This is a genomic window from Devosia sp. YR412 (assembly GCF_900110945.1).
GTDB lineage: Bacteria > Pseudomonadota > Alphaproteobacteria > Rhizobiales > Devosiaceae > Devosia.
Genome location: NZ_FOFL01000001.1, coordinates 141,194 through 165,578, shown reverse-complemented (window position 1 = coordinate 165,578; position 24,385 = coordinate 141,194). Strand labels below are relative to the sequence as shown.

Below are 24,385 nucleotides of genomic sequence, written 5' to 3'. Positions count from 1 at the left end.
GCATGGCGCCGGTCGTGGTCGATCCCAGCAAGGTCAAGGAATTCGCCACGCGGCAGGCCTTTTATGACTGGCTGGCGAAACACCACGAGACGGCCGACGAGATCTGGATCCGCATCTTCAAGAAGGCCAGCGGCAAGCCGACCATCAGCCCGGTGGAGGCGATTGACGTCGTGCTGTGCTGGGGCTGGATCGACGCGATCCGCAAGAGCTGGGACGACGAAAGCTTCGTGCAGCGCTATACGCACCGCGGCAAAAAGAGCCTGTGGAGCCAGATCAACAAGGACAATGTTGCCCGGCTGGTCGATGACGGGCTGATGACCGAACATGGGCTCAAACATGTCGAGCTGGCCAAGGCGGACGGCCGCTGGGAAGCCAGCTATGGCACGACCATGGACCCGCCGGACGATCTCGTGGCCGCCATCGAAGCCAGCCCCGCGGCCAGTGAATTTTACCGCAGACTGAGCGCACAGAACCGCTTCGCGCTGATCTTCCGCACCATCAATCTCAAGACGCCGGCCGCGCGGGCGCGCAAGATTGCCGGCTTTGTCGAGATGCTGGAAAAGGGCGAGACCATCTATCCGCAGGGCAAGGGGAAGGCCTGATGGCGCTGTGGTTCGCCTTCCTGCGCGGCATCAACCTCGGCAAGCGCCAGCTGAAAATGGCCGAACTGCGCGGGGCGATGGAGGAGGCTGGATATGCCGAAATCAAGACCGTGCTGGCCAGCGGCAATGTGCGGTTTAAAGCCGAGGGAAAAGCGGAAGCCATCAAGGACAGTCTCGAAAAGCTGATCGCGGCGCGGTGTGGGTTTGATGTCGGCGTGGTGTTGCGCTCGGAAGCCGAGCTCAAGGCCATGCTGGACGGTCATCCCTTCGACAGTCTCGATCCCAAGGCCGATTTCACCAAGCATGTGATGCTGTTCGATCAACCGCTACCCAAGGGCACGACCATCGACGGTCTGCCGGGCCATACCGAAGTGCTGCGGGTGGACGCGCGCGAACTCTATCTTGTCGGCTATCGCCAGCCGAACGGACGTTATACGGAAGGCGTCGAGGAGGTGCTGAAACCGCTCTATGCCCGGCTGGGCAAGGGCGTGCTCGACACCACGCGCAACTGGAACACCATAGAGAAGATGCTGGCATGATCACGGTTTTCGGCTCCACCAATCTCGACCAGGTCGGCACGGTCAGCCGGCTGCCCAAGCCGGGCGAAACCGTTGCTGGCGGCAGTTTCTCGATGGCGGCCGGCGGCAAGGGCGCCAATCAGGCGCTGGCAGCGCGGCGTGCGGGCGCAGAAGTGCGTCATGTCTCGGCCGTGGGCAAGGATGCCTTTGCCGGCCTGGCATTGGAGCTTTTGGAAAAGGACGGCGTCGATCTCTCCGGCCTCAAGCACGTCGATGGCCCCACCGGGATTGCCATGATCTTTGTCGACAGCCATGGCGAAAACGTCATCGCCATCCTGCCCGGCGCCAATGGTACGGTGACGGTTGAGGATGCCGAGACGGCATTGGCCAATGTGACTGGCGGCGTCATGCTGCTGCAGCAGGAAATTCCCCAGGCGGCGACCGAGCGGGCGCTGGATCTGGCGCGGGAAAAGGGCATTACCGCCATTCTCAACACGGCGCCTTTCCTCGAGACCACTAAGGCCGTGGCCCCCAAGGCGGCGATCCTGATCGCCAACGAAACCGAATTTGCCCTGCTGACCGGCCGCGGCATCAATGAACTCGACGCCGCCATGGGCGACTGGGCGCGCGAGCACAAGCAAACCGTCATCGTGACGCTGGGCGGCGATGGCGCGCGGGCGGTGACGGCCGATGGCAAGGCGATCTCTGTCCCCGCGCTCAAGGTCACGCCCGTCGATACGGTCGGCGCCGGCGACACGTTCTGCGGCTATCTCGCAGCCGGCCTCGATGCCGGGCTGCAGCTGGAAGCGGCCATGCAGCGGGCGGCGGTGGCAGCGAGTGTCGCCTGCCTTAAGCCGGGGGCGCAGCCGGCGATCCCCACCGCCGATGAGGTCGCTGCGGCTCTGGCGGGCTAGAATGTTATCCGGGAGGCCTGCCGAGGCATGACCTCCCGGCTTGAAGGCCCGCGCTAGCTGCCCAGGCTGGCAAGCAGCTCTGCTAGCTGGTCCAGCTGTTCCGGCAATCCGGCGGCCGAGCCCTGCAGCGCCTCCTCGAGCGCCTCCGGAGACGGATAGGCTTCATGGAATGTCACCAGTGTCCTGCCGCCCTGGTCCTCGAAGGTCACCGTGGTGATCGCGCCCTCCTGCTCCTCGTCATTGGTCCAGACGATGCGATGGTTTTCAACCACGTCGAGATACTTGCCATAGAAGGCCATGGTCTCCGAACCGCCGGAGCCGAACTCGAGGCGATATTTCCCGCCCGTGCGCACGTCCATGTCGCAGCCAACGAGCGAAACGCCGGTCAGCGATCTTGGCATCCACCAGCGCCGGAACAGGTCGGGCTGGCTCCACGCCCGATAGACCACGTTCGGGGGCGCGTTGAACGTCCGCGTGATGACCAGTTCGCGGTGCCCCCGGCGTTCGACCGACGTGGGGTTGGACACCCCACCTGCACTGCTAGCCTGCTGATCCATCGTTTTCCTCCTGCTGCATTTCGCTGATGATGTCGTCCAATGCCTCGAAGCGCGCCTCAAAGAGCCTGCGATACGCCTCGATCAACGCCGCTTCTTCCTTGAGGTCGCGCGTCCCGAGCCGGCAGGTTCTGACCCGCCCGAGCTTTTGCGTGACGACGAGCCCTGCCCGCTCCAGAACGCTGACGTGCTTTTTCATGCCGGTCAGCGTCATCTGGAAATGATCGGCCAGGCTCGTGATCGACGCTTCCGAGCGGCCAAGCCGGTCGATGATGCCGCGGCGGGTCGCATCGGACAGCGCCGCAAACGAGAGATCGAGCGAGGTGTTTTGATACTGAACCATATAGTTCAGTTTATAGCCGAAAGGCACAGGACGTGCAAGCGACGCGAAATATCGTCGCAAAGAGCCGTGGCTCTCGACCATCGGAGTGGCGCCGGAACGCAAAGGGCAGATCAACCGGAGCTGCCCTTTTCAATTTAACGAACCAACCCGCTATTCCTAACGCCCGCGTTTTCTTGACACGGCCAAGGCTATCGCCGCCAAGACCCATGCAACAGGCGGCTAGTTTGGGGTGGATTCCAGACAGTCCGGATTTTAGCTGTGTTACACAGATAGCGGACACGCGCGATGGCGCTTTTCACGGGCAGTCATCACAAGAACGGTCCATGCGACCAAGCAGTGCCCCAGCTGACCTGCTTGAACATGAGACCCGTCCCTGGCTCCGATGCGGATGCCCTCGCCCTGTTGCTTGACTAAATACTCATTACGTTGGCGCCACCCAGTGATTTTCGGGACCAACAGGCCGGCAACGGCCGGCCGATATCTTCGGGCAAGTCGACGCGGTCCAGGCGATCGTGTTGGTGTGTCTGTTCTACATATCAGTTCATTTAATCTCCCGTCGAGCATGGCTGGACCACGCATGCTACTTGTGCCAACAGGTGGTCCGGGAGAATATGGCAGCGCCTGAGCGTGCAAGTATCAAAGCGCAAGCTCGCTCACAGCCAACTCTCACCTTGCTGGTTATCAGCCATGTGGCACAGGTGGGCACCGTGCCTCGTGTGCCACCATGACCTTTGGAGCCAAACCCGGTCATAGGGTCGTGTTGCGGGTGCGTGGCCAGCATAGTAAGGCAGGCCCATGGATCGGCTTTCTGCATTGCAGCTCTTCGTTCGTGTCGTGGACAGCGGCAGCTTTTCGCAGGCTGCCCGCGATCTGGGCGTGGGCCAGCCCACCGTCAGCAAGCAGATTGCGGCGCTGGAGGAGCGGCTGGGCGCGCAGCTGCTCAGCCGGACGACGCGCGGCCTGCGCCCCACGGCATCCGGACTCGACTTCTACGACGCGGCCCAGCGCGTGTTGCGGGACCTGGCGGAGGCTGAAGGTTCGGTTTCGAGCGGAAATGAGCAAACCAGCGGCATGGTCAGGGTGGCCGTTCCCCCGATGTTGGCCAGCCTTCTGATCGTGCCCAGGCTTCTGGACTTCTACGCCCGTTTCCCGGCTATTTCGATCGAGCTGGTGGTTTCCGAGCGGCATTCAGACCTGGTGCAGGAGGGAATAGACCTCGCTGTGCGCATTGGCAGAATGAGCAATTCGGGTCTGGTGGCACGCAAGATCGGCAGTCTGGACTTCGCCACTGTTGTCAGCCCGGATTACCTGGCGACGAATGGCGTACCGCGCACGCCAGAGGACCTGCACCGCCACCACCTCATCGCGCATCGGTATCTGGGAGCCTCTGTCAGCTGGACCTTCGGGGACGATGACGAACACGCCATCACGCCGACAGGTCGGTTCAGCTCCAACAACCCGGCGGATATGGTCGTCGCGGTCGTTGCCGGGCTCGGCATTGCTCAAGGGCCCAGGCGCCTGTTCGAGGCCGAGATCGGATCGGCACGTCTGGTGGAAATTCTGGCGGACCGCCGTTCACCAGCCCGCCCCATCTATGCCGTACATGCCGTGGATCGCGTTCCCCGGAGGGCCCGGATCGTCAGCGACTTCATCGCATCCTGCCTCGAAAGCACGCCTGCTGGCAACTTTGAACAAGGCCATTCCTGACGGCGATAAGAGATATTCCGGCCGGTCGCCTACTGACCGGGCGTATGACGGCATAGCTGTGTCTCTGGTTGCGCCAAGGTCTTTGGCGCAAAGCATTGGACCAGAGCACAGGCATGCTGAACACGACCAAAACGATTGCCGTCATCGGCGCCACAGGACGGCAGGGAAGCAGCGTTATTGAAGCGCTCTTGACCGCTGGCACGTGGGATATCCGCGCCGTGGTTCGCAATCCGGGATCACCGGCGGGCAGGCAGATGGCCGAGCGCGGCGTCGCGGTCGTCGCTGGCGACCTGGATGACCCAAGGCGCCTGCGCGATGCCTTTGAGGGCGCCTATGGCGTCTTTTCCATGCAGGGCACCCACGACGACGGCGGTGAAATCGAAGCCCGCCGTGGGGCCAGGGTCGCCGACGCCGCCGCTGCGGCGAGGGTCAGGCATTTTGTCTACGCCTCGGTCGGTGGTGCGGAGCGACACTCGGGCATTCCTCACTTTGCCGCCAAATGGAGCATCGAGGAGCGTCTCCACAAGATCGGCCTGCCGGTGACCGTCGTACGGCCAGTGTTCTTCATGGAGAATTTTGCGCTGCAGAGCTATCGCTACGTCCTGCTTGCTCTCATGCGCAGCTACCTTCTGCAGAACAAGCCCCTGCAGATGATTGCCGTGGCAGACATCGGCAAGTGGGTGGCGCAGGCATTCGCCAATCCTGAAAAGTTCATCGGCTCGGCACATGAAATAGCGGGCGACGAGCTGACCCGCCAACAGATCGTCGCTGCTTTCAGGAGGCACGGGCTCAGGGGCAACCTGCCGTTCGCCATCCCGCGCCTCGTGCTGGAACGACTGCCCGGCGAGCTCGCGCCCATGTTCAAGTGGTTTGGCCGGGCCGGCTATCGCGCCGATATCGCCCGCCTGCGCGCCGGTCAGCCCGATCTGCAGACCTTGATCAGTGGCTCGCCAACCAATCGGCCCCGCCCGCCTGACGCCAGGCGGTTTCCGTTTCAAACCTTACCAGATGTCCAGCCGACGCGATCCACAGGACCGCGCGACGACAATGATTTTCAACAGCGATGGAGTATAAAATGTCGCAAACACTCTCGAACAAGGTTGCTCTCATTACGGGAAGCTCGCGTGGCATCGGCCGCGCAACCGCACTCGCCTTTGCACGGGAAGGCGCCGCACTGATCGGCGTCCACTATGCCAGCAATGCGGAAGCGGCCCAGGCAACCGTGCGCGATGTCGAAGCATTCGGCACCAAGGCGGTGGCCATTCAGGCCGACCTGCGCCGGGGCAAGACGGCAACCGACCTGATCTGGGAGCAGTTCAAGCCTGCCGCAGTCAGCGCCATTGGCGAGGAAAAGCTCGACATCCTGGTCAATAATGCGGGCATCGCACCGGGCCTGACACTGGATCAGGTTGACGAGGCCCTGTTCGACGACCTGATGGCCATCAATCTCAAGGCTCCGTTCTTCATGATCCAGACCCTGGCCAGTGCCATTCGGGACAACGGCCGGATCATCAACGTCTCCACCGCCTTCACGCGCGTCGCCGCGACGTCCGATCCCGTATACGCTGCCTCCAAGGGCGCCATTGAAACCCTGACCCTGGCACTCGCGCCACAGTTCGGTGCGCGCGGCATCACCGTAAACGCGATCATGCCCGGTGCCACCGAAACCGACATGAACGCGGATAAGCTGGCTATTCCCGGCGTGCGCGCCATGTTTGAGGCAGCATCAGCCTTCGGGCGCGTCGGTCAGGCGGATGACGTTGCCGGCATTATCGCAATGCTGGTGTCCGAACAGGCGCATTGGACGACCGGCCAGACCATCGATGCTTCGGGCGGCACAAGACTGTAGTTTTTGGTACCAATGCCACAATGAACGACAGGGCGGCCTCAAGCAGGCGGTCACCCTGTCGACGCGCCTAGAATGCGCCGCCTGCCTGACGTTCGCTTGCCGCTATTGCCGAACAAGCCCGCCTGTCCGCAATCCACGCGAAGACCGATAACCCGTTCTGATCGATGGAAGCCTCTGGGAACATAGCACAGCAGGCGGGCGGTCGAGGTGGAGGCAGCATCAGACTGCCGGGTGTGAGCGCCAGGATACCGGCGGGGACGGGGGTGGGGACCGGAGCGTCCGCCCCTAGGCTGCAATCTCTCCAAATGCCGACTGCGGGCATGCCCTAGCCTGCCCGCTATGCCGGAACTGATGCGCGTTTGCGGTTTTGCACAATCGCGGCTACCTCGGGCATGTGGCGGGTGCCCCATTCGCACATTGGGGCGAGAGTTTTGGTCAGGCTCTGGCCAAATTCGGTCAGGTCATATTCGACATGCGGCGGCACTGTCTGGAAATCAATGCGACGAACAACGCCATCATCAGTCAGTTCCCGCAGATGCTGGATCAGCATCTTCTCGCTCACATTTGTGACCAGCTTTCGGAGTTGACCAGTGCGGTGGGGCCCGCAGGCCAAGTGGTAGACGATCAACGGTTTCCACTTGCCGCCAAGGATGGCGAGAACCGCTTCCATGCCGCATTGAAACCTCGTCTCGGGCATTCCGAATCTCCGAATTTTGATACTTACAAAATAGTCGGTACTGGTTTGATGGTATGTTTCGTTCTAGCAGGACTGGACGTCGACGTCGACGTGCAATTCCGACACAGGACACCATCATGGCCAAAATCCTCGTCACTGGCGCTACCGGCAACATTGGCCGAGCAACGCTCCAGCACCTCCTGAAGCGTCTCCCTGCCAGCGACCTGGTTGGCTTGGCCCGTGATCCCGCCAAGGCAAACGATCTTGCGGCCGCAGGAATACAGATCCGCCAGGGCGACTATTTCGACCATGACGGACTGGTGCGCGCATTTGAGGGTGTTGAAAAGCTAATGCTCGTCTCCGCTACAGCCTTCACCGATCGCAATACCCAGCACAACAATGCCATAAGCGCTGCCCGGCAAGCGGGCATCAAGCACATCGTCTACATGCCGATCATCCACGACGTTGAATCTGCTTTTATCTTGCCCGATATCACCGAGCAGGACCTGTTCGTTGAGGAACAACTGAAGGCATCCGGCCTGGCTTACACGCTCGTCAGACATCCGCCTTTTATCGAGAGCATCCCCTTCTATATCGGCGGCAATCCCCTGGAGACTGGGGTGCACGCGCCGGCTGGTGCGGGAAAGGCAGGATATGCCAGTCGTGACGACCTGGCAGAAGCGCATGCGATTGTCTTGAGCGAAGAGGGTCACGCGGGCAAGAACTACACGCTCTATGGCGATGCCGCGCTATCCTTCGCGGACATCGCCAAAATCATGTCAGATATCAGCGGCAAGACAGTGCCGTATGTTGCCGGCACAGATGAGGACTACGTCGACCACCTTATTGCGGCCGGTCTGCCGGAGCCCGCTGCACGCTTTGCGCTTGGTTGGATGCAAGGCATCAATGCAGGAGAATGGGGTGGCAAAGCGGGCGACCTGGAAAGGCTCATCGGGCGCAAACCAATGCCTGCGGACGAGTTCCTGCGCACCCACTATGGGGCAAGCCAGGCGTGATAGTGACCTGAATAAGTGCCATCGACCAAGTCATATCGGGATTCACCGGGGGTTGGCCGCACCGGCAGTCCCCCGGTGCTAAGAGCAGAGCTTCCCATCCACCACGCCTAGTCCGCTACTGAGCTGCCTGACTGTCTGTCCGCTCTTGGTAAGTGATCGGCCGCGTCGGAACGACCGCAATGGGGTCGATAGCAGTCGCTAAGGCCCAACCCCAAACAAAAAGGGCAGGTCCACCGGACCTGCCCTTTTCCATATTCTTGCTCAGCAAACCGAATTCACTTCGGCGCCAGGACCATAACCATCTGGCGGCCTTCCGACCGGGGCTGGCTCTCGACCTTGGCGATGGCCTCGGTCTGGTCCTTGACCTTGATCAGCAGCTGCATGCCCAGTTCCTGGTGCGCCATTTCGCGGCCGCGGAAACGCATCGTCACCTTGACGCGGTCGCCATCGTCGAGAAAGCGCTGCACGGCCTTCATCTTGGTCTCGTAGTCATGCGTGTCGATGTTCGGACGCAGCTGGACTTCCTTGACCTCGATCACCTTCTGCTTCTTGCGGGCCTCGGCAGCTTTTTTCTGCGCGGCATATTTGAAGCGGCCGAGGTCGAGCATCTTGGCGACCGGCGGCACGGCGTTGGGAGAGATCAGAACGAGGTCGAGCCCCTGTTCCTGCGCTTCTTGGAGAGCCGCGCGCGTGTTCACGACACCGCGGTTCTCGCCTTCAGCATCGATGAGCTGAACATCGGCGCTGGTGATATCTTCGTTCGAGAGCGGCCCATCTTTCTGGGGCGCGACTGGTCTCATTGGACGACGAATGGCAAAGGATCCTTGTGTAATTTAGCCAAGTGGTGAAATCGGCCATAAAATCGTGTTACGCGAACGATAAGTCAACAGGCAAACGGCCAGAAAACCAGCCGGTTGCGCCATTGAAACGCCGCGATCCGCAAACTCCGTCGGTGTGACTAATACAAGCCAGGCGCCTTGGGAAGAATTTGATGAGCATAACACAGCCGCAGCCGTTCCGCATCACTGTCGGTGAAGGCGAAGAAAGCCGTGAAATCGCGGTGGAACAGCGCGCCGGCACGGGTCCCGGCCTGTTCTGGCTCGGCGGCTTCCGCTCCGACATGATGGGCAGCAAAGCCATGGCGCTCGATGCGCTGGGCGCCGAGCGGGGCCTGATGGTGACGCGCTTTGATTATTCCGGCCATGGCGTGTCAGGCGGCGATTTTGACCACGGCACGATTTCCCGCTGGCTGGAAGAGGCCGAGGCGGTGTTTGCCAAGACCTCTGGCCCGCAGATCATCATCGGCTCGTCGATGGGCGGCTGGATTGCGCTTTTGCTAGCGCGACGACTGCTGTCCAGGGGCACGCCGGCCAAGGGCCTCGTGTTGATCGCCCCAGCGCCCGACATGACGCATGAGTTGATGCTGCCGAGCTTCACGCCCGCCGAGCATGACAGCCTGCAAAACCTAGGCTATATCGACCAGCCGAGCGAATATTCCGATACGCCCTATCGCATCACCCGCGCGCTGATCGAGGACGGCAAGCAGCACCTGTTGTTTGGTTCGGTGATTGAGACCGGCTGCCCGGTGATCATCCTGCAGGGTGGGCAGGATCCCGACGTGCCGCCGGCCCATGCCATCAAGCTGGTGACGCATATGCTGCATGATCCGGTAACGCTGACGCTGATCCCGGATGGCGATCATCGCCTCAGCCGCGACGAGGATCTGGTGCGGCTGCGCGATGCGGTGCTGCGGCTGGTTACGCCCTAGCGTTCCTGCAGGTCCTTGTTGGACCACCAGGAAATCACGATGAGGCCAAGGTCAAACACCCGCACCTTGCGGTTGCGCTCGGCCCAGCGCATCTGCCAGCGCGGCTTGATTTTCCACAGCCCTTTTTCAGTCTTGATCCGTATCCACGACATGCGCCCGCCCCGTGCCTGCCTCGTCCCCGCGATAAATGAACCACTGTTTAATGAAGGGTTAAAGACCAAACTGGCTTGGGAATGCAGATTTATTCGAAACCGGAATTTATCGGAGGTCAGCTGCGCGTGTTGAGCCTGGTCTTCTGCACGCCCTCGGCGTCGAAATTGTCCGGGCTGAGCCAACGCTCATATTCGGCGCGCAAACCCGGCCAGTCCTTGTCGATCATCGAGAACCAGGCCGTGTCACGGCTCTCGCCCTTGAGGATCATGTCCTGACGGAACAGGCCCTCATACTGGAAACCGAAGCGCGTCGCGGCGGCCTTGGAGGGCTCATTGCGGTCATTGCATTTCCATTCAAACCGGCGGTAGCCGAGGTCGTCGAAGGCGTGGCGGGCGAAGAGATAGAGCGCCTCGGTGGCCAGCGGCGTCTTGGCCATGGGTAGGCCCCAATAGACGCCGCCGATCTCGATCGAGCCGTGTTCGGGGCGGATGCGCATCCAGCCCTGCTGGCCGACCACCTTGCCGCTCGCCTGATCGACCACGGCGACATAGCGGTTCTCGCCCCAAACGGCGTCGGCAATGCGCTGCTCGACCTCGGCCAGCGTTTCGGGCGCCGTGCTGAACAGCCAGCGATAGCGCTCGGGGCCGCCGGGCATGGTGGAAATGGCGAAAATATCGGCCGCATGCTTTTGCGCCAGCGGCTCCAGCCGCACGAAGCGGCCTTCGAGCACCACCGGTTGCGGCGCGGATTTAGCGGGGTGAAGCGCGCTCATGGCATGGTCTCCCAGATGGCGTCGAGGCTTTGGCGATAGTTTGGATAGAGCAACTCAATGCCCAGCGCCCGCTTGATGGCGGCATTGGAGACGCGCTTGTTGTCCTTGTAGAAGCTCTTCTGCATCGGCGTGAACTCGGCCTGTTCGAAGGGCACTTCCGGCGGCGGTTCCACGCCCATCAGCCCGGCGGCATAGGTCACCAGATCCTGCGGCGGCGCCGGTTCGTCGTCAGCCAGGTTGAGGGTCCCCTCCAGCCGCGCGTCCGCTGCCAGCGCAGTGATGCGGCCGATGTCTTCGACGTGGATGCGGTTGAACACTTGGCCCGGCTTGATCACCCGCCGCGCGGTGCCATCGGCGAGCTTGTCGAAGGTCGAGCGGCCGGGGCCATATATGCCGGCAAGGCGCAGGATGCAAAGGGGGACACCGCGTTCGGCGGCATAGTCGCGCCAGGCCTGTTCGGCCGCAACGCGGCGATCGGACCGATCATTGCGCGGCACCAAGGGGGCCGTCTCATCGATCCACGCCCCGCCGAAATCCCCATAGACCCCGACCGTGGAATAATAGCAGAGCCACTCGAGGTTTTCCGCCGCATCGAGATCGGCCCGGTGCTGGATCAGTGCCGGATCGCCCGCTTCTCCCGGTGCGATGGAGAGGATGACGTGCGTGGCGGCCCGAAGGTCCGGCACCAGCGTGGCGCCTGGCGCCGTACCGTCGAAAACATGCGCCGAAAGGCCTTGATCGGTTAGCCGATCGGCCTTGTCTGGCGTGCGAACGGTGCCCGAAATGTTAACAGTGTGTGAACCAACTCGGATGGCCTGCACCACCGCCAGAGACGAATAGCCGAGACCAAAAAAGAAGGCGCGCATCAGATATCCCCGGTCCATTCCAGCATTACCGAGCTATCGCTTTCTCGCGGCAGATAGGCAAGGCTGAGTTGGGTGGCGCGCTCGGGATCGAGCTTGCGCAGCGCCCAGATTGCCGCGCCGCGCACCAGGGCATCCTCGGCATCGAGGCGGGCCTCGACCAGCGGGATAAAGTCGGAGTTGCCAGAATTTCCGATGGCGATCAGCACGTTGCGCAGGAAGCGCCCCTGCCCGATCCGCTTGATCGGCGAGCCGGCAAAGAGGGTTCGAAACGCCTCATCATCGAGCTGCACCAGATCGGCCAGTTGCGGCCGCTCGAATTCAGGCCGCGCGCGCAGCTTGGCCTCGCGGCTGATCGAGGCGAACTTGTTCCAGGGACAGACGGCGAGGCAATCGTCGCAACCATAGATGCGATTGCCCATCGGCACGCGAAATTCCAGCGGTATCGGGCCTTTATGTTCCACCGTCAGGTAAGCCAGGCACCGCCGCGCATCGAGGCGGAAGGGCGCCGGGAAGGCATTGGTTGGACAAACATCGAGGCAGCGCGTGCAGCTGCCGCAGCTTTCCTCGTGCGGGCTATCCCCGGGTAGCTCGGCCGAGGTTAAAATGGCGCCGAGAAACAGCCAGGAACCGAAGTCGCGACTGACCAACACCGAATGCTTGCCCTGCCAGCCCAGCCCCGCCGCCTCGGCCAGCGGCTTTTCCATCAAGGGCGCGGTATCGACAAAGACTTTGACCGCCTCGCCGGAGCGCCGCGCCAAGAGGCCTGCCAATTCCTTGAGCTTGCCCTTGATGATCTCGTGATAATCGCGATTGCGGGCATAGACCGAAATCGAGCCCAGCGAGCGCTCGCCCAGAATGGCCAGCGGATCACTCTCGGGCCCGTAGTTGATGCCGAGCAGGATCACCGACTTCGCCTCGGGCCACATGCCCTGGGGACTGCCACGCCGCTCGGCGGTCTCGGCCATCCAGTCCATGTCGCCATGCCAGCCGGCAGCCAAAGCGGCATTGAGCTTGTCGGGCAAATCCGGCCGCGCATCGGCGGGGGCAATGCCGAAGGAGTCAAAGCCCAGCGCGGTGGAACGGGCTTTCAGCTCGGCGACGAGCTTGTCGGGAGAGAGGGTCAACGTCCGGAAATATCGTGCTCGAGCAGTTGGCGGATATAGCGCGTATAGGGAATGCCCTGCTCCTTGGCCTTGCTCTTCACCGCATCCAGCAACGCCTCGGGAATGCGCATGTTGAGCTGGGCGGCCTTGGGGTGATATTCGAACGGAGAAGGCTTGAACTGGCTAAAATCGAGATCCGACAAATCCTGCTCCAGAAATTGAGCGGCTTCCTCGTCACTCTTGAAATGCGGTACTTTTCTAACGCCCATAGAGTTCAAACTCCTTTGCATGCATGTAGCGGGCGCTGATTGGCCGAGCCAAAAGCCTTCCCTCTAGCTGCCTTGTCGTAAAGACGACGAACAATGGACGTTCGTTGTGCGTGCGGCCAATCACCAGGAATCGTTCTTCTTCGAACGAGTGTTTGACATCAGGCGATATCAAATGTGGCAGCGTGAACAGCGCCTCTATTTCTGCGATCGATACACCATGGCTCTGACACTTCTCGCGGTTGGCCCAGTCCCACTCAAAGCCGGCGATGTCCATCTCAAATCCCTATACCAACGTATATACAAATTCAAGATCAGAAATCGAGATCAGCATAGCCCTTTTGCGGCGGCATGGCGACGACGCGGTCGTTGAGGAGGGTGCGGAAGGCCGGGCGGGACTTGATGCGGGAGTACCAGTCGCGGGTTTCACCGGCCTTGCCCCAGTCAATATCGCCGAGATAATCGAGCGTCGACAGATGCGCCGCCAGTGCGAAATCGGCCAGCGTCAGCGTGTCGCCGGCCAGCCAGGAGCGGGTGGCGAAGAGCCAGTTGAAATAGAGCATGTGCTCGTTGAGATTGGCCTTGGCGACGCGCAGCACGGCCGGATCGGGAGTCGCGCCCTTGTGGTCGCGCTTGACGATCTTTTCCTCGAGCACATAGCGAGTGACTTCGTCATTGAGCTTGACGATGACCCATTCGATCAGCCGCCACATTTCGGCGCGCGGGCTGGGATCGGGCGGGATCAGCCCAGCGACGACGCTGGGCGTATAGAGATCTTCCACCGTATGGATCGACGCCAGGATGCCGACGATGGGCTGGTCGCTTTCGCCGAGCAGGATGGGCAGGGTGGCCGCGGGGTTGATTTCGAGCAGTTGTTCGTCGCGCAGCCAGGGCTTTATCTCTTCCATATCCAGAGGCACGCCATATTCGGCGCACATGAGACGGATCAGGCGCGACGATGGGTCGAGGGGATGATGGATGAGGCTCGGCATGGTTTTGACGCTCGTCTCTTTTTGAGGCCATGGCAATAGCCAAGCTTGGCGATGCGGGCGAAGCACGCTAGAGCTTGCCAAAGTTGAGGCCCAATGGACTGAATTAGGGGATCAGATGAACGCCGATCAAGGTCTTTTTGTGCCGCTTATCCTCGGAATCCTCGAAGGCCTTACCGAATTCCTGCCGGTCAGCTCCACCGGCCACCTGCTGCTCGCCGGCCATTTCTTTGGATTGACCCAGCAGACCACCTTCATCGTGCTGATCCAGCTCGGGGCGATCCTCGCCGTCATCACCGTCTATTTCGCCAAACTGGGCCTGCTGATCCGCGATGCGCTGACCGGCAAGGCCTATGCCTGGCAGTTCGCGCTGTCGGTGATCCTCGCCTGTTTCCCCGCCGTCATCGCCGGCGTCTTGCTGCGCGATTTCATCCAGGGCGATCTCTGGGAATCGGCGGCGCTGATTTGCTGGACGCTGCTTATCGGCGGCATAATCCTGCTGATCGTCGACCGGCTGCCGCTGCAGCCAAAGTATGACGATATCTACCAGTTTCCCTGGCATGTGGCGCTGATCATCGGCCTGTTCCAGATGCTGAGCCTGGTGCCCGGCGTGTCGCGTTCCGGCTCGACCGTGGTGGGCGGCATGCTGTTTGGCGCGTCGAAGCGCGCCGCAGCCGAATTCACCTTCTTCATCGCCCTGCCGATCATGGTCGGCGCCTTTGGCTATGACCTCTACAAGAGCCGCGACCTGATCGACACGTCCATCGCGGTCAATGTGGCGATCGGCTTCGCCGCCGCCTTCGTGGTCGGGGCGCTGGTGGTGCGGTATCTCTTGGGCTTCGTCAGCAAATACGGCTTTGCGCCCTTCGCCTACTGGCGCATTGCCGTGGGCATTGCGGGCTTGTTCGCGATCTACGCTTTCGGCCGATAGAGCAAAAAAATCCCCGCCGCGGCGGGGATCTTTCTTTGGATGCTCTACTGTTCCAGCGGCTTGTAGTTGGCCGGGATGGAAAAGAAGCTGCGCGGGATCTGCTGGTCCTTCTCGACGTCATAAAGCGAAAAGGTAAGCTCGGCGCCGCTGGGTTCAACCAGGCTCCACTGCGCCAATTCCTTGCTGTCGGTGTCAAAGATCAGCGACACCTGTACGGTCCCCGCCACGGTTTCCTCGACGACGGTGATGGAAATATAGCCGTCCGAGGTCGAGACATCGACGACATTGGCGTCGAGCAGATTGACCTGGTCGCCAAGGAACTGGCGTAGCGGGATCGAGTCCTGCGGATAGGCATAATAGGTCTCGTCGCGCCGGTTCAGCACATAAAAGCCCTTGCCGATGGAGACGATTTCCTCACGGCTGGGCGGGGCATAGCGGAAGGCGATCTTGTCGGGGCGCTCAAGGAAGAAGGTCCCCTCGGTGCGGCCGCCATTGGTATCGATCTGCAGGAACCGCCCGACCATGGTGCGAATGGCCGAGTTGTGTGTGCCGATTTCGGCGATGATTTGCTGCTGCTCCGGGGTCGGCGCTGCGCTCTGCGCCCACGCAGAAGTGCCAAGGGCAAAGGCGGCAGAGAGGCCGAGCAGCAGGGCATCGCGTCGAATCATGGACAGGTCTCTCAGTCGGAATTGCAGGTGAAGCTAACCTAGAAAGCAATTGCGGCAACAGGTGGTTCCGTCACCGCCCTTGGCGGCGCACACGCAAGCGTGCTCACATGGCGACGCAACAGCGGAGGAATGAGATGCGCACCCTGATCGCAGCAATCGGCCTGAGCCTTGTCGGCACGAGCGTGGCGCTGGCGGCCCTGCCGCCGCAGTATCAGCGCCAGGCCGAGCTTTTGGCCATCATCGGCGACGAGGGCGTGGTGGAGGCTTTCGGCTTTGGTGGGATCGAAGGCGTCGAGCTGAACGGCGTCGATCACTACATCGTCCGCGGCGGCGACTGCATGCTGGATGTCATGATCGAGGATCTGCCCAATCAGCATGAAGCCGGCTGGGCCGGACCGCGCGAGTTCAAGCTGGTGCTGGGCACGCTGGTCTGCGAGGGAGCCCAGTAATGGCCGAGACCCTGACGCAATGGTGGCGCGGCGGCATCGTCTACGAGATCTATCCGCGCTCGTTCAAGGACAGCAATGGCGACGGCATCGGCGACCTCAGGGGTATCACCCAGCATCTGGCCTATGTCGCCGATCTTGGGGTCGATGCGATCTGGATCACACCCTTCTTCAAGTCGCCGATGGCCGACTTCGGCTATGACGTGGCCGACTATCGCCAGGTCGATCCGATCTTCGGCACGCTGGCGGATTTCGACGCGCTGACCAAGGAGGCGCATCGGCTGGGCCTGAAAGTGCTGGTCGATTATGTGATCAGCCACACGTCGGACGAGCATCCGTGGTTTGTCGAAAGCCGCTCATCGCGCGATAATCCGAAAGCCGACTGGTATGTCTGGGCCGATCGCAAGCCGGATGGCGGGCCGCCCAACAACTGGCTTTCGGTGTTCGGCGGGCCGAGCTGGCTGTGGGACACGCGGCGGCGGCAGTATTTCCTGCATAATTTTCTGACGCAGCAGCCGGATTTGAACGTGCACAATCCCGAAGTGCAGGCCGCGATCCTCGGCGAGATGGAATTCTGGCTCAAGCGTGGGGTGGACGGTTTCCGGCTCGATGCGCTGAATTTTTCCATGCATGACCGGCAATTGCGCGACAATCCGCCGTCCGAGCATCCGGAAACCTCGGAACAGCCGCTCAGCAACCCCTATGCCTATCAGAAGCATCTGTTCGACAAGAGCCAGCCGGAGCTGCCGGAGTTTTTGAAACGCATCCGCGCGCTGCTCGACCGCTATGGGGCCAATACGACAAGCCTGGCAGAAATCGGCGACGATGCCGAACTGACGCTGAAACTGATGAACCAATATGCCGGCCAAAGCGACAAGATCCACATGTCCTATGGCTTTGACTTTTTGAGCACTACCTTCACGCCGGCCCATTTCGCCACGACGATCCAGCGCTATCAGGCCGGTGCCGCGGACAGCTGGCCGTGCTGGGCCTTTTCCAACCACGACTGTATCCGCCATGCCAGCCGCTGGACCAGACCGGGGCAAAGCATGGTCGCCGTGGCACGGCTGGCGGCAGCGCTGCTGCTGAGCCTGCGTGGGTCAGTGTGCCTCTATCAGGGCGAGGAGCTTGGCCTGCCCGAGGCCGACATCAGGTTCGAGGACCTGCAGGACCCGGCCGGCAAGACCTTCTGGCCGGAGTACAAGGGCCGCGACGGCTGCCGGACGCCATTTCCATGGGATGGGGCGGCGGAGAATGCCGGGTTCGGTGCCGGGACACCGTGGTTGCCGGTGAGCCCCGTTCACAAGACCATGGGCGTGGCGCAACAGGTTGGCGATCCGGCTGGGGTGCTGGCGTTTTACAAGCAGGCGATTTCGGTTCGGAAATCGACCGGGGCGCTGTTGTTGGGGGAGCTCGACGTGGTCCAGGCCACCGAGGACCTATTGGTCCTGCAGCGACACTTTGGCAACGAGACCGTGGTCTGTGCATTCAATTTTGGCGATGTGACATTAGACCTCGACATCGGCACCGGCACGGTCCTGCTGGCTTCCACTGGCAGTTCGGCCAGCACGGTTGGGCTGCTGGGTTATGTGTGGTTGCGGGTGGAGTAGAAAGCAAGAATACCCCCACCCGACCTCTTCGGGGGCCACCCTCCCCACAAGGGGGAGGGATAAGAGGCATCGAGGCCGCTGAACTTGCCTATCCCTCCCCCTTGGGGGGAGGGTGGCCCCGGAGGGGTCGGGTGGGGTGATGGGAGCCACGGTGGCCGTGGTGGGCAGATCCGGACTATCGAAACAAAAGCCCCGGCACAACGGCCGGGGCTTTTTCATTCACTGAGCGACCGGCTCAATACCCGTCGCTATTATTCCCGACCAGGATCTCGCGCTTGCCGGCGTGGTTGGCCTGGGAGATCACCCCCTCGCGCTCCATCCGCTCGATCAGCGTGGCCGCCTTGTTGTAGCCAATCGCCAGGCGCCGCTGCACGTAAGAGGTGGACGCCTTCTTGTCGGTGAGCACGATGTGGACGGCCTTGTCGTAGAGTTCGTCGCCCGAGCCGGCATAGTCGTCGCCGCTCGAAGCGCTTTCGCCACCATATTCGCCGCCTTCGTCCTCTTCCTCGGTGATCGAGTCGAGATAGTCCGGCGCGCCCTGGCTCTTGAGGTGCTTGACCACGGCTTCGACTTCGCTGTCGGCCACGAAGGGGCCGTGCAGGCGCTTGGTGCGGCCGCCGCTTGCCATATAGAGCATGTCGCCATTGCCGAGCAGCTGCTCGGCGCCCTGCTCGCCCAGAATGGTGCGCGAGTCGATCTTGGACGTCACCATGAAGGAGATACGGGTCGGGAAGTTGGCCTTGATCGTGCCGGTGATGACGTCGACCGAGGGGCGCTGCGTGGCGGTGATGATATGGATGCCGGCGGCACGGGCCATCTGGGCCAGGCGCTGGATGGCGCCTTCGATGTCCTTGCCGGCCACCATCATCAGGTCGGCCATTTCGTCGACGATGACGACGATATAGGGCAAGGGCTCGAGATCGAATTCCTCGCTCTCATAGATCGCCTCACCGGTTTCGCGGTCGAAACCGGTCTGCACGGTGCGGGTGATGACTTCGCCCTTGGCCTTGCTCTCGGTGACGCGCTGGTTGAAGCCGTCGATATTGCGGACGCCGATCTTGCTCATCTTGCGATAGCGATCTTCCATCTCGCGCACGGCCCATTTCAGCGCCACCACGGCCTTCTGCGGGTCGGTGACGACTGGCGTCAGCAGATGCGGAATGCCGTCGTAGATCGACAATTCGAGCATCTTGGGATCGATCATGATCATGCGGCACTGCTCGGGCGTCATCTGGTAGAGCAGCGACAAAATGAAGGTATTGATACCCACCGACTTGCCCGAGCCTGTGGTACCGGCGATGAGCAGATGCGGCATGCGGGCGAGATCGGCGATCACCGGCTCGCCGCCAATGGTCTTGCCGAGGCAGATCGGCAGCTTACCCTTCATCTTCTCGAAATCGGAAGAAGCCAGCATTTCGCGGAAATAGACGGTTTCGCGGTTCTGGTTGGGCAGTTCGATGCCGATGGCATTGCGGCCCGGGACCACGGCGACGCGGGCAGAAATCGCGGACATCGAGCGGGCGATATCGTCGGCCAGCGAGATGACGCGGCTGGACTTGATGCCGGGGGCCGGCTCGAGTTCGAACAGGGTGACGACCGGGCCGGGGCGGACATTGATGATGTCGCCCTTGACGCCGAAGTCTTCCAAGACGCCTTCGAGCTGGCGCGCCATGGCTTCAAGGCGCTCCGGCGCATGCTCTGGCGACGGGCCGAGGTGCTTTGGCTCGGAGAGCAGGCTCAGCGGAGGCAGCTCGAAGCTGCCCGGCTCGCTAAAGAAGGAGGTCTGGGCTTCGCGCACTGCGCGCTGGCCCTGGGCCGGGCGTGGGGCCGGCGCCGTGACGCGCGGCTTGGCCGGATCGACCGGATGGAAGCGCGAATCGCCGCGCTGCTGGTGGTTGACCACTGGCGGCGTTGGCATGTCCGGCACGAAGGGCACGTCGTCGGCCTCATCGGGATAGTCGAGTTCGCTGTCGTCATAGCTTGGCCGCGCATTGATGCGCGAGGAGACTTCAGGCGCCTCCTCATAGTCGGGCTCGAAGCTGGGTTCGACGAAAGCGGGTTCTACCGGGGCATGGATGCGACGCTGGGTTGGGGCGATGGAAGGCTCGCGGCGCTCGACCACCGGGGCGGCATGGCCATCAAGGCTGGGCTCGACCTCCTCGTCACGCCAGGTGGCGGCTTCGGCAGCGCGGCGCTCGGCATGGCTGGCGCGGGCACGACGGAAGGCAGTGCGCATGGAATAGCCCATATGCACCATGGCGCCGAGCGCCACATCGACGATGGGATTGGTTTCGGGCTCGTCGTCTTCGACTGGTGCCGAGACGCCCTTGCGACCGGTGGCGGCGGCAGCGGATTTTTTCTTGGGGCCGGTGGGCAGGGACTGGCCGAGACCCATGGCGATCCAGAAGGTGGCCAGCGCCGGAATGGAGAGGATGATGGCAAACAGCACGGCGGTGACCGCCTGCGGCTGTTCGCCCGTGACCAGCGTGGCCAGAGCGGTAAAGCCATTGCCGACGAGACCACCGAGGCCGGTGGGCAGTGGCCAGGAGGCAGGCATGGCGACGAAGGACAAGACGCCGGCGACCAAGAGTGTCGCGGCGACCCAGCCGAGGAAGCGCATGCCCAGATGCGTTGGCATGCGGCGGCGCATGAAGGCCCAGCCCCAGAGGGCGGGTGGCACCAGCAGCACCAGGGCAGAGAGGCCAAAGGTCTGGAACAGGGTGTCGGCGATCACCGCGCCGGGAAAGCCCAGCCAATTGGCGGGGGATTTGGCCGTGGCATAGGAAAAGCTCGGATCATCGACCGACCAGGAGGCCAGTGCCGCGAGGCAGATCGCCACGAAGCCCAGGAGAATCATGCCGGCCAGCCGCACGGGAATGCGAATCGCCAGCGCCGGGGGCGGCGTCGGCAGGGCCTTGGCCGCGCTGCTGCGCGAGGCGCGCTGCGGCACGGAGCGGATTTCATCGAGCACTGGCGAGGGAGAACTGGGCATGGGCGAACTCAATACTTGCCCGGCTCAAGACCGGGCCCACATTGGCTGCATGCTATCGAGGTCTGGTTAACCCGAGGCTAACCATGGGGATTGGTGAATGCCCTGCGGGCAAATGAAAAGGCCCGCCAAGCAGGGCGGGCCAGTCTGCCGCATCGTCGCGAGGGAGGAGCGAGACCGCGGGAAAGCGCTGCTAATCGATCGTGGAGTGCAGCCCGTGCAGTTTGCGAGTGGGAAGCCTCTGTGGCGGGCCAAGAGGGACACGAGCCGCACGCCACGATCGATTTTTGGTAGAGCCGGGCGGCGCGGACGCCGCCCGGTAGAAAGCTTAGTTGTAGGCGCGCTCGCCGTGGCTCGACAGATCGAGGCCATCGCTCTCGGAGGATTCCGGGACGCGGGCGCCGCCGAAGATCGCCTTGACGATCAGCATGGCAACGAAAGCCACCACGCCGGACCAGACGATGGCGATACCGACACCGGTGAGCTGGATGATGAACTGGCTGCCGATCGAATATTCCTCGGCAACGCCCAGCGGGTAACCGCCGAGGCCCGGTGCAGCGACGATGGCGGTGCCCAGGGCGCCGACGATGCCGCCGATGCCGTGGATGCCGAACACGTCGAGCGAGTCGTCATACTTGAGCATGGGCTTGAGGTTGACGACGGCCCAGAGGCAGACCACGCCGGCAATCGCGCCGAGAATGATCGCGCCACCGACACCGGCAAAGCCAGCTGCGGGGGTGATGGCGACGAGGCCGGCGACGGCGCCCGATGCAGCACCGAGGGTCGAGGAGTGACCGCGGGTGATCTTTTCACCGATCGCCCAGGCCAGGGCACCGGCAGCAGGCGCCAGGACCGTATTGATCAGGGCGACGGCAGTGAGAGCATTGGCTTCGAGGTTGGAGCCGGCGTTGAAGCCGAACCAGCCGAACCACAGCAGGCCGGTACCGACATAGGTCCAGACCAGGTTGTGGGGGGCAATCGGTTCCTTCATGTAACCGAGGCGCGGGCCAAGCACGATGGCGGCGACGAGAGCGGCCACACCGGAGTTGATGTGAACCACGGTACCGCCGGCGAAGTCATAGGCGCCGAGGCCGAACAGCAGGCCCGGGCCCGACCAGACCATGTGCGCCATCGGGATGTAGGAGAAGGTGAACCAGATGGCGAGGAAGGCCATCAGGGCGCCGAACTTCATGCGCTCTGCGATACCGCCGACGATCAGGGTCGAGGTGATGCAGGCGAAGGTCAGCTGGAACACCACGAAGACCATTTCGGGCAGCTCGAAGCCAGCCGAGAAGGTTGCCGCGCGGCTGTCGAGCGTGACGCCGGAGAGGAAGAATTTCGAAAAGTCACCAACGAATGCGGAGAGGCCGCCTTCGGTCGGGCCGGCAAAAGCCAGCGAGTAGCCATAGGCCACCCAGAGGATCGAGATCATGCAGAAGCCGAGGAAGACCTGGGTCAGCACCGACAGGATGTTCTTGGCGCGCACGAGGCCGCCGTAGAACAGGGCCAGGCCAGGGATGGTCATGACGATGACGACCATGGTCGAGACCAGCATCCAGGCAACGTCGCCCTTGTCGACGACGGCAGCAACTTCTTCAACCACAGGCGCCGCGGCCTCCTGGGCGAATGCTGGCAGTGCCAGCAAAAGGGAAGCAAGAGCGGCGCCTCCCAAAACCTTTGACATGTTCATCTGTTTTTCTCCCGATGACGCTTAGAGGGCCGCCGCGCCGGTTTCGCCCGTACGGATACGGGTGACGGCGAGCAGATCGAGCACGAAAATCTTGCCATCACCGATGCGACCGGTCTGGGCGCTATCGCGGATGGCGGTGCTGACGGCGTCGGCGAGCGCGTCATCAACGGCGATCTCGACTTTCAGCTTGGGCAGGAAATGCACGGCATATTCGGTGCCGCGGTAAATTTCGGAATGCCCCTTCTGGCGGCCATAGCCCTTCACTTCGGTCACGGTCATGCCGTGGACGTCGAGTGAGTTGAGAGCCTGGCGAACCTCTTCGAGGCGTGATGGCTTGATAATTGCAATCACCAGTTTCATGTGAGCCCCTTTGCGACTTGGCGCTGGTCTGGAATGCCCTCATAGACTCAAGCGCCGTGCCAACTTGGCCAAGCAGAGAAAAACGTTCGATTTCAGTATGTTACAGATTTGCTGATTTTGTGGGCGGCGAGAACTGCGCGTAAATGCACAAATTCTGTGCAATGCGCGAGTGGTTTGGGCAAGATTGCTGCAGCCCTGTGGCAAGTGGCGCGCTTGCGTCAAAGCGGCTGACGCGCACAATGGCAGCAAAGGAGTCTTGCGATGGCCGGACGGGACGAATTCGATGTCATCATCGTGGGTGGCGGGCATGTGGGACTGACGCTGGCGCTGGCGTTGAGCCAGTCGGCGCGGGGCATTCGCGTCGCTCTGCTCGATCGCCGGCCACTGTCAGTGCCGCGCGATGCGCGGGCTTCGGCAATTGCCGCCGGCGTGCGCCGGGTGTTCGAGGCACTGGGCGTCTGGGGCGTCATGGAAAAAGCCAGCCAGCCGATCACCGCGATGCGCATTACCGACTCGGGGACCGGCGATATTTCCCGGCCGATGTTTCTGGCCTTTGACGGCGATGTCGCGCCGGGCGAGCCCTTTGCCCATATGGTGCCCAACAGCGTCAGCGCGCAGGCGCTGCTCGATGCCGTCAGCGGCAAGATCGAGGTGATCGCGCCGGCCAGCTTCACCGGCTTTGTCGCCGAGGGCAGGTCTGGCCGGCTGACGCTGGATGATGGGCGGGTGCTTTCCGCGCCGCTGGTCGTTGCGGCCGATGGCGGGCAATCGGCGCTGCGCGGCATGGCGGGCATTGGCGTCACTGGGCATGACTATCGACAGACAGGGCTGGTCACCACGATTGCGCATGAACTGCCGCATGATGGCGTGGCCTATGAGCATTTCCGCCCCGCCGGCCCGTTTGCCAGCCTGCCATTGCCGGGCAATCGCTCGTCGCTGGTGTGGACCGAGCGCAGCGAAGACGCGCCGCGCTTCCTGGCCATGGACAATGACACCCTCGCCGCCGAGATCGAGGCGGTGATGGGGTCCACCCTTGGCGCCGTGACGCTGGAGGAAAAGCTGCAGGGTTTTCCCCTGAAGCTGCAGATTGCCCGCGATTTCGTCGCGCCGCGCCTGGCACTGGTCGGCGATGCGGCCCATGTGGTGCATCCGATCGCCGGCCAGGGCCTCAATCTCGGGCTCAAGGATGTCGCGGCGCTGGCCGAAGTGGTGGTCGAAGCGATCCGCCTGGGGCTCGATCATGGCAGCGACGATGTCTTGGAGCGCTACCAGGCCTGGCGCCGGCTCGATACCGCCAGCATGGCGGCAATGACCGACACGCTCAACGCGCTATTTTCCAATGACGTCGCCCCGGTGCGGGCAATCCGCGATTTCGGGCTTGGGCTGGTCGACCGGGCGGGTCCGGTCAAGGCGGCGCTGATCCGCACCGCGTCGGGGATTGGTGGCAATGGGCCAAAACTTTTGAGCGGGCTGCCGATTTAGGCGGCCCTACTCTCTTGCATTTTTGCTTTGATTTGCACCTGACGACCCACACCCACGGTGTGGCAGCGTCTCAGATAAGCGGCGTGCGTTCAGGAGTTGAAGCCCCTACTCCG

General features: G+C 62.4%; 27 protein-coding genes. 12 read left to right on the top strand and 15 right to left on the bottom strand.

The features are described 5' to 3' along the window. The first annotated feature begins 2 nt into the window (after nucleotides 1–2). From BM045_RS00825 to BM045_RS00815, 3 genes are read left to right on the top strand one after another with little or no spacing between them, the layout of a single operon-like run. A complete protein-coding gene (locus tag BM045_RS00825; RefSeq protein WP_092179117.1) occupies nucleotides 3–602 on the top strand; it encodes a YdeI/OmpD-associated family protein in 600 nt (199 codons plus the stop codon). After that, on the top strand, nucleotides 602–1,141 hold the full coding sequence (locus tag BM045_RS00820; protein ID WP_092179116.1) for a DUF1697 domain-containing protein: 540 nt from the start codon (nucleotides 602–604) through the stop codon (nucleotides 1,139–1,141). Before BM045_RS00825 ends, BM045_RS00820 begins: the two co-directional genes overlap by 1 nt. Further along, nucleotides 1,138–2,034 carry a ribokinase gene (locus BM045_RS00815; RefSeq protein WP_092179115.1) on the top strand — a complete coding sequence of 299 codons (897 nt, stop codon included), beginning with the start codon at nucleotides 1,138–1,140 and terminating at the stop codon, nucleotides 2,032–2,034. The genes BM045_RS00820 and BM045_RS00815 overlap by 4 nt, the downstream gene beginning before the upstream one ends. Nucleotides 2,035–2,087: 53 nt before the next feature. On the opposite strand, the gene BM045_RS00810 is transcribed toward BM045_RS00815, so the two are convergent. Both BM045_RS00810 and BM045_RS00805 read right to left on the bottom strand, forming a co-directional pair. After that, entirely contained in the window at nucleotides 2,088–2,591 is a 504-nt protein-coding gene (locus BM045_RS00810; RefSeq protein WP_092179114.1) for an SRPBCC family protein, read from the bottom strand. After that, a complete protein-coding gene (locus BM045_RS00805; RefSeq protein ID WP_092180721.1) occupies nucleotides 2,575–2,931 on the bottom strand; it encodes an ArsR/SmtB family transcription factor in 357 nt (118 codons plus the stop codon). Before BM045_RS00805 ends, BM045_RS00810 begins: the two co-directional genes overlap by 17 nt. 795 nt (nucleotides 2,932–3,726) lie before the next feature. On the opposite strand from BM045_RS00805, the gene BM045_RS00800 reads away from it, so the two are divergent. The 3 genes from BM045_RS00800 to BM045_RS00790 all read left to right on the top strand — a co-directional run bounded on the left by BM045_RS00800 (nucleotide 3,727) and on the right by BM045_RS00790 (nucleotide 6,487). Continuing rightward, the gene (locus BM045_RS00800) at nucleotides 3,727–4,638 is read left to right on the top strand and encodes a LysR family transcriptional regulator (RefSeq protein WP_092179113.1); all 912 of its coding nucleotides are present in this window, start codon (nucleotides 3,727–3,729) and stop codon (nucleotides 4,636–4,638) included. A gap of 113 nt (nucleotides 4,639–4,751) precedes the next feature. Further along, nucleotides 4,752–5,816, top strand: coding sequence for an NmrA/HSCARG family protein (locus tag BM045_RS00795; protein ID WP_092179112.1), 1,065 nt, complete (start codon nucleotides 4,752–4,754; stop codon nucleotides 5,814–5,816). Further along, a complete protein-coding gene (locus tag BM045_RS00790; RefSeq protein ID WP_092179111.1) occupies nucleotides 5,714–6,487 on the top strand; it encodes an SDR family oxidoreductase in 774 nt (257 codons plus the stop codon). Before BM045_RS00795 ends, BM045_RS00790 begins: the two co-directional genes overlap by 103 nt. 337 nt (nucleotides 6,488–6,824) lie before the next feature. Here BM045_RS00790 and BM045_RS00785 read toward each other — a convergent pair whose 3' ends face one another. Continuing rightward, entirely contained in the window at nucleotides 6,825–7,184 is a 360-nt protein-coding gene (locus BM045_RS00785) for a winged helix-turn-helix transcriptional regulator (protein WP_092179110.1), read from the bottom strand. A 116-nt stretch (nucleotides 7,185–7,300) separates the two neighbouring features. On the opposite strand from BM045_RS00785, the gene BM045_RS00780 reads away from it, so the two are divergent. After that, nucleotides 7,301–8,179 carry an SDR family oxidoreductase gene (locus BM045_RS00780; protein WP_092179109.1) on the top strand — a complete coding sequence of 293 codons (879 nt, stop codon included), beginning with the start codon at nucleotides 7,301–7,303 and terminating at the stop codon, nucleotides 8,177–8,179. Between the two features lie 275 nt (nucleotides 8,180–8,454). Here the strand turns inward: BM045_RS00780 and infC are convergent, their stop codons facing one another. Next, a complete protein-coding gene (infC, locus tag BM045_RS00775) occupies nucleotides 8,455–8,991 on the bottom strand; it encodes a translation initiation factor IF-3 (protein ID WP_170848402.1) in 537 nt (178 codons plus the stop codon). Between the two features lie 179 nt (nucleotides 8,992–9,170). Here infC and BM045_RS00770 point away from each other — a divergent pair, with 179 nt between their 5' ends. After that, nucleotides 9,171–9,947 (top strand): alpha/beta hydrolase, encoded by a 777-nt coding sequence (locus BM045_RS00770; RefSeq protein WP_092179107.1) that lies wholly within the window; start codon nucleotides 9,171–9,173, stop codon nucleotides 9,945–9,947. Here BM045_RS00770 and BM045_RS18815 read toward each other — a convergent pair. The 7 genes from BM045_RS18815 to BM045_RS00740 all read right to left on the bottom strand — a co-directional run bounded on the left by BM045_RS18815 (nucleotide 9,944) and on the right by BM045_RS00740 (nucleotide 14,099). After that, a complete protein-coding gene (locus BM045_RS18815) occupies nucleotides 9,944–10,099 on the bottom strand; it encodes a hypothetical protein (protein ID WP_170848317.1) in 156 nt (51 codons plus the stop codon). The genes BM045_RS00770 and BM045_RS18815 overlap by 4 nt on opposite strands. Nucleotides 10,100–10,215: 116 nt before the next feature. Further along, the gene (locus BM045_RS00765) at nucleotides 10,216–10,872 is read right to left on the bottom strand and encodes a GNAT family N-acetyltransferase (RefSeq protein WP_092179106.1); all 657 of its coding nucleotides are present in this window, start codon (nucleotides 10,870–10,872) and stop codon (nucleotides 10,216–10,218) included. After that, on the bottom strand, nucleotides 10,869–11,738 hold the full coding sequence (locus tag BM045_RS00760) for an SDR family oxidoreductase (RefSeq protein ID WP_092179105.1): 870 nt from the start codon (nucleotides 11,736–11,738) through the stop codon (nucleotides 10,869–10,871). Before BM045_RS00760 ends, BM045_RS00765 begins: the two co-directional genes overlap by 4 nt. Further along, the gene (gene queG, locus BM045_RS00755) at nucleotides 11,738–12,862 is read right to left on the bottom strand and encodes a tRNA epoxyqueuosine(34) reductase QueG (protein WP_092179104.1); all 1,125 of its coding nucleotides are present in this window, start codon (nucleotides 12,860–12,862) and stop codon (nucleotides 11,738–11,740) included. The genes BM045_RS00760 and queG overlap by 1 nt, the downstream gene beginning before the upstream one ends. Next, nucleotides 12,859–13,110, bottom strand: a complete 252-nt coding sequence (locus BM045_RS00750; protein ID WP_092179103.1) for a CopG family antitoxin — start codon at nucleotides 13,108–13,110, stop codon at nucleotides 12,859–12,861. Before BM045_RS00750 ends, queG begins: the two co-directional genes overlap by 4 nt. Beyond that, a complete protein-coding gene (locus BM045_RS00745; RefSeq protein ID WP_092179102.1) occupies nucleotides 13,100–13,384 on the bottom strand; it encodes a BrnT family toxin in 285 nt (94 codons plus the stop codon). Before BM045_RS00745 ends, BM045_RS00750 begins: the two co-directional genes overlap by 11 nt. Before the next feature lie 37 nt (nucleotides 13,385–13,421). Then, a complete protein-coding gene (locus BM045_RS00740) occupies nucleotides 13,422–14,099 on the bottom strand; it encodes a glutathione S-transferase family protein (RefSeq protein WP_092179101.1) in 678 nt (225 codons plus the stop codon). Nucleotides 14,100–14,214: 115 nt separating this feature from the next. Between BM045_RS00740 and BM045_RS00735 the strand changes: the two genes are divergently transcribed. Next, nucleotides 14,215–15,027 carry an undecaprenyl-diphosphate phosphatase gene (locus tag BM045_RS00735; RefSeq protein ID WP_092179100.1) on the top strand — a complete coding sequence of 271 codons (813 nt, stop codon included), beginning with the start codon at nucleotides 14,215–14,217 and terminating at the stop codon, nucleotides 15,025–15,027. A gap of 44 nt (nucleotides 15,028–15,071) precedes the next feature. On the opposite strand, the gene BM045_RS00730 is transcribed toward BM045_RS00735, so the two are convergent. Continuing rightward, a complete protein-coding gene (locus BM045_RS00730) occupies nucleotides 15,072–15,695 on the bottom strand; it encodes a LolA family protein (RefSeq protein ID WP_092179099.1) in 624 nt (207 codons plus the stop codon). A gap of 134 nt (nucleotides 15,696–15,829) precedes the next feature. On the opposite strand from BM045_RS00730, the gene BM045_RS00725 reads away from it, so the two are divergent. Together BM045_RS00725 and BM045_RS00720 are read left to right on the top strand one after the other, a co-directional pair. Then, entirely contained in the window at nucleotides 15,830–16,144 is a 315-nt protein-coding gene (locus BM045_RS00725; RefSeq protein ID WP_092179098.1) for a hypothetical protein, read from the top strand. Continuing rightward, nucleotides 16,144–17,751 carry an alpha-amylase family glycosyl hydrolase gene (locus BM045_RS00720; protein WP_092179097.1) on the top strand — a complete coding sequence of 536 codons (1,608 nt, stop codon included), beginning with the start codon at nucleotides 16,144–16,146 and terminating at the stop codon, nucleotides 17,749–17,751. Before BM045_RS00725 ends, BM045_RS00720 begins: the two co-directional genes overlap by 1 nt. A 235-nt stretch (nucleotides 17,752–17,986) precedes the next feature. On the opposite strand, the gene BM045_RS00715 is transcribed toward BM045_RS00720, so the two are convergent. The 3 genes from BM045_RS00715 to BM045_RS00705 form a co-directional block, all read right to left on the bottom strand. Next, nucleotides 17,987–20,743, bottom strand: coding sequence for a DNA translocase FtsK (locus BM045_RS00715; protein ID WP_092179096.1), 2,757 nt, complete (start codon nucleotides 20,741–20,743; stop codon nucleotides 17,987–17,989). A gap of 325 nt (nucleotides 20,744–21,068) precedes the next feature. Then, a complete protein-coding gene (locus BM045_RS00710; RefSeq protein WP_092179095.1) occupies nucleotides 21,069–22,430 on the bottom strand; it encodes an ammonium transporter in 1,362 nt (453 codons plus the stop codon). Between the two features lie 21 nt (nucleotides 22,431–22,451). After that, nucleotides 22,452–22,790 (bottom strand): P-II family nitrogen regulator, encoded by a 339-nt coding sequence (locus BM045_RS00705; RefSeq protein WP_046134535.1) that lies wholly within the window; start codon nucleotides 22,788–22,790, stop codon nucleotides 22,452–22,454. Between the two features lie 261 nt (nucleotides 22,791–23,051). Between BM045_RS00705 and BM045_RS00700 the strand changes: the two genes are divergently transcribed. Continuing rightward, on the top strand, nucleotides 23,052–24,272 hold the full coding sequence (locus BM045_RS00700) for an FAD-dependent oxidoreductase (RefSeq protein WP_092179094.1): 1,221 nt from the start codon (nucleotides 23,052–23,054) through the stop codon (nucleotides 24,270–24,272). The last annotated feature ends 113 nt before the right edge of the window (nucleotides 24,273–24,385 follow it).

Excerpts from the sequence above, each read along its gene's own strand:
- BM045_RS00825 (WP_092179117.1), top strand. The coding sequence starts at position 3 with ATGGCGCCGGTCGTGGTCGATCCCAGCAAGGTCAAGGAATTCGCCACG.
- BM045_RS00820 (WP_092179116.1), top strand. The coding sequence starts at position 602 with ATGGCGCTGTGGTTCGCCTTCCTGCGCGGCATCAACCTCGGCAAGCGC.
- BM045_RS00815 (WP_092179115.1), top strand. The coding sequence starts at position 1,138 with ATGATCACGGTTTTCGGCTCCACCAATCTCGACCAGGTCGGCACGGTC.
- BM045_RS00810 (WP_092179114.1), bottom strand. The coding sequence starts at position 2,591 with ATGGATCAGCAGGCTAGCAGTGCAGGTGGGGTGTCCAACCCCACGTCG.
- BM045_RS00805 (WP_092180721.1), bottom strand. The coding sequence starts at position 2,931 with ATGGTTCAGTATCAAAACACCTCGCTCGATCTCTCGTTTGCGGCGCTG.
- BM045_RS00800 (WP_092179113.1), top strand. The coding sequence starts at position 3,727 with ATGGATCGGCTTTCTGCATTGCAGCTCTTCGTTCGTGTCGTGGACAGC.
- BM045_RS00795 (WP_092179112.1), top strand. The coding sequence starts at position 4,752 with ATGCTGAACACGACCAAAACGATTGCCGTCATCGGCGCCACAGGACGG.
- BM045_RS00790 (WP_092179111.1), top strand. The coding sequence starts at position 5,714 with ATGTCGCAAACACTCTCGAACAAGGTTGCTCTCATTACGGGAAGCTCG.
- BM045_RS00785 (WP_092179110.1), bottom strand. The coding sequence starts at position 7,184 with ATGCCCGAGACGAGGTTTCAATGCGGCATGGAAGCGGTTCTCGCCATC.
- BM045_RS00780 (WP_092179109.1), top strand. The coding sequence starts at position 7,301 with ATGGCCAAAATCCTCGTCACTGGCGCTACCGGCAACATTGGCCGAGCA.
- BM045_RS00770 (WP_092179107.1), top strand. The coding sequence starts at position 9,171 with ATGAGCATAACACAGCCGCAGCCGTTCCGCATCACTGTCGGTGAAGGC.
- BM045_RS18815 (WP_170848317.1), bottom strand. The coding sequence starts at position 10,099 with ATGTCGTGGATACGGATCAAGACTGAAAAAGGGCTGTGGAAAATCAAG.
- BM045_RS00765 (WP_092179106.1), bottom strand. The coding sequence starts at position 10,872 with ATGAGCGCGCTTCACCCCGCTAAATCCGCGCCGCAACCGGTGGTGCTC.
- BM045_RS00760 (WP_092179105.1), bottom strand. The coding sequence starts at position 11,738 with ATGCGCGCCTTCTTTTTTGGTCTCGGCTATTCGTCTCTGGCGGTGGTG.
- BM045_RS00750 (WP_092179103.1), bottom strand. The coding sequence starts at position 13,110 with ATGGGCGTTAGAAAAGTACCGCATTTCAAGAGTGACGAGGAAGCCGCT.
- BM045_RS00745 (WP_092179102.1), bottom strand. The coding sequence starts at position 13,384 with ATGGACATCGCCGGCTTTGAGTGGGACTGGGCCAACCGCGAGAAGTGT.
- BM045_RS00740 (WP_092179101.1), bottom strand. The coding sequence starts at position 14,099 with ATGCCGAGCCTCATCCATCATCCCCTCGACCCATCGTCGCGCCTGATC.
- BM045_RS00735 (WP_092179100.1), top strand. The coding sequence starts at position 14,215 with ATGAACGCCGATCAAGGTCTTTTTGTGCCGCTTATCCTCGGAATCCTC.
- BM045_RS00730 (WP_092179099.1), bottom strand. The coding sequence starts at position 15,695 with ATGATTCGACGCGATGCCCTGCTGCTCGGCCTCTCTGCCGCCTTTGCC.
- BM045_RS00725 (WP_092179098.1), top strand. The coding sequence starts at position 15,830 with ATGCGCACCCTGATCGCAGCAATCGGCCTGAGCCTTGTCGGCACGAGC.
- BM045_RS00720 (WP_092179097.1), top strand. The coding sequence starts at position 16,144 with ATGGCCGAGACCCTGACGCAATGGTGGCGCGGCGGCATCGTCTACGAG.
- BM045_RS00715 (WP_092179096.1), bottom strand. The coding sequence starts at position 20,743 with ATGCCCAGTTCTCCCTCGCCAGTGCTCGATGAAATCCGCTCCGTGCCG.
- BM045_RS00710 (WP_092179095.1), bottom strand. The coding sequence starts at position 22,430 with ATGAACATGTCAAAGGTTTTGGGAGGCGCCGCTCTTGCTTCCCTTTTG.
- BM045_RS00705 (WP_046134535.1), bottom strand. The coding sequence starts at position 22,790 with ATGAAACTGGTGATTGCAATTATCAAGCCATCACGCCTCGAAGAGGTT.
- BM045_RS00700 (WP_092179094.1), top strand. The coding sequence starts at position 23,052 with ATGGCCGGACGGGACGAATTCGATGTCATCATCGTGGGTGGCGGGCAT.